Source organism: Wolbachia endosymbiont of Glossina morsitans morsitans, from assembly GCF_000689175.1.
Classification (GTDB): Bacteria; Pseudomonadota; Alphaproteobacteria; order Rickettsiales; family Anaplasmataceae; genus Wolbachia; species Wolbachia pipientis.
The window spans coordinates 1-2,376 of sequence record NZ_AWUH01000082.1; the positions used below are offsets into that span (position 1 = coordinate 1).

Annotated in this window: 4 protein-coding genes; all 4 read right to left on the reverse strand. The window is 35.8% G+C overall.

Features of this window, described 5'->3' with window-relative positions:
• On the reverse strand, window positions 1-1,236 hold the full coding sequence (locus WGMM_RS06515) for an efflux RND transporter permease subunit (protein ID WP_240991845.1): 1,236 nt from the start codon (window positions 1,234-1,236) through the stop codon (window positions 1-3).
• A gap of 5 nt (window positions 1,237-1,241) precedes the next feature.
• Complete coding sequence (locus WGMM_RS06520) at window positions 1,242-1,418, reverse strand: hypothetical protein (protein ID WP_240991846.1); 177 nt, start codon at window positions 1,416-1,418, stop codon at window positions 1,242-1,244.
• 155 nt (window positions 1,419-1,573) lie between these two features.
• Window positions 1,574-2,191, reverse strand: a complete 618-nt coding sequence (locus tag WGMM_RS06525) for an efflux RND transporter permease subunit (RefSeq protein WP_275039475.1) — start codon at window positions 2,189-2,191, stop codon at window positions 1,574-1,576.
• Window positions 2,184-2,376, reverse strand: a 193-nt coding sequence (locus WGMM_RS07080) for an efflux RND transporter permease subunit (RefSeq protein ID WP_275039476.1), incomplete at its 5' end; no start/stop codon positions are given. The genes WGMM_RS06525 and WGMM_RS07080, both read right to left, overlap by 8 nt.

The window sequence follows — 2,376 nt, forward strand, 5'->3', positions numbered from 1 at the left end:
CTAATTTAAGTCAAGTTTTTTCATGTCTTCGTATAACAAGCAACGCAGGAGTAAAAGAATAAAGTTAAAAACCGTTGCAACCAATATTCCACTTGCTATGGTTGTTGAAATGTCAACCCACCACTGGCTTGATGGAGCATCATATGTGATTTGTAGCGTAAAAAAATTGATATTTAACCTGGTAATCATCGGTATTAAACCAAGAACTGTGGTTGCAACGGTAAGCAATATTGGCCTAACGCGAGAAATTGCAGCGTTTATTACACATCGCTTGATGTCATTTTTGTGTACCTTAATTTGGTGATGAAAGGCGTCAAGTAATAGTATGTTATTATTCACTATAATTCCCGCCAAAGCAATTATCCCCACTCCACACATAACAACTACGAAAACTTGTTGGATAAGAAAGAAAACAAAAAACACACATGTTGTGGATAAAAACACTGCTGTCATTACGATAAATGTATGGTATACATTATTAAACTGTGTCACTAATACCAATATCATTAGTGTAATCGCTAATATGAAAGCCTTTAACAAAAATGCTCCTGATTTTTGTTGATCTTCTTTGTCGCCTTTAAAATCAATTTTTACTCCCTTGTCCCGATCCTGGGCAATAGAATTCTGAATGAACTTTACTCTTTCATCAACAAGATAGCCAGTATCAACGTCAGCAGAGATTGTCACTATGCGTAATCCATCAATCCTGTTTAGTTTGTTTACCTTTTTTTCGGGAGCATATTTTACTATATTGCTCATAGGATACGGGCCATTAACTGTATTGATAAAAAGATTGTCTATAGTCTTCATGTTGCGATCCTTTCCAGGGAAACGGAGTACAATATCGATTTCTTCATCCGTGTTATTTGGTCTATATTTTCCAATCAACACTCCATTTGTAACCATCTTTATAAAATCGCCAATGGTTGCAACACTTACTTCAGAGCTTGTAGCCTTACTCTTATCAACACTCATATTCCACTCTATTTCAGGTGCTGATCTGCTATCTTGAATATTTATAAACCCGGATGAAGGTTGGTTCGTAATTTCTAGAATTTTCTCTGCTGCTAAATTCAAACTGGATACACTCCCGCTGAGGTTAATTTGTATTGGCTTGTCAGCCGACGGTCCTGGCTTTTCCTCCTGAACATTAATTATTATTCCTTTCATGTCTTGCACACTGCTCCTTATATCATTTAGTATGTGCTTAGCTTTGCGCCTGAAGCGCCAATCCATAAGTTCTAATTGTATTCTGGCGATAACGTTGTCTGAAAATGCTCCTGATCTAGCATAAGAAACATGAATTTCTTTTCAATGCTCAAAATGCGTTCTTCCACTTCTTTGAGTATCAGATCTCGTTCTTTGGCTGATAAGCTTTCTTTTGCTTTAACACTGATTAAAATATTATCTGAATCCACTTTCGGAAAAACTTTACTCCAGGACCAAAAGTAAAGTACAGCACACTAAATGAAAACAAAACGAATACAGTAGCACATACGAATTTTTTAGGATGATCCAAAACCTTCTCTAGCATGCGTACGTAAGCTCTTATTATAGGCCAGCATTTTTTATTTCACCACTTTCTATAGCACTCATATTTTTTTATTTCTTTTTTTGAAGTTATCGAAGGCTTACCAAATATTGCACCAAGTGTTGGTATAAAAACCAAAGCCATAATGAGCGATCCAGTCAAAGTTAGAATTATTGTAATTGGTATGTACTGCATGAATTTACCAACAGTATCAGGCCAGAATAATAGAGGAAAAAACACTGCTAATTTAGTTAACGTTGATGATAGAACCGGATAAAACATATCACGAACTGAAGTGTAAAAAGCTTCTACTTTATCCATTCCGCAGATCATCTTTCTATCGGCATATTCGCTGATCACAATTGCATCATCAACCAGCATGCCAACAGCCATAATTAAACTGAAGAGCACAACGATATTTAAGGTTATACCCATAAAGTAAAGAGCTATTATCCCAATGAGAAAGGAACCGGGTATCGAGAGTGCCACAAGAATAGCAATCCTTGTTCCCATAGAAAGCATCATTATGATCAATATTAACAACACAGCAAATATTATGCCGTTTTCCAAGTCATCAAGCACATCGCGGACGTTTTTTGACTGGTCGTTTAAGTACACCACTTTTAAATTTTCAGGTAATTGATCTTTTGCCTTATCCATTAAGTATTTTTACTTGATTTACTGTGTCTATTATGTTTTTTCCGTTACGTTTTGAAATTTCTAGCATGACACTAGGTAATCCATTAATGCGAGCAAATCCTTGGTGATCCTCAAACCTAGGGTATACTTTTGCTATATCTTTGATTCTCAAAAACTGCATCGCCTTGAGATCTAATAGGAATATT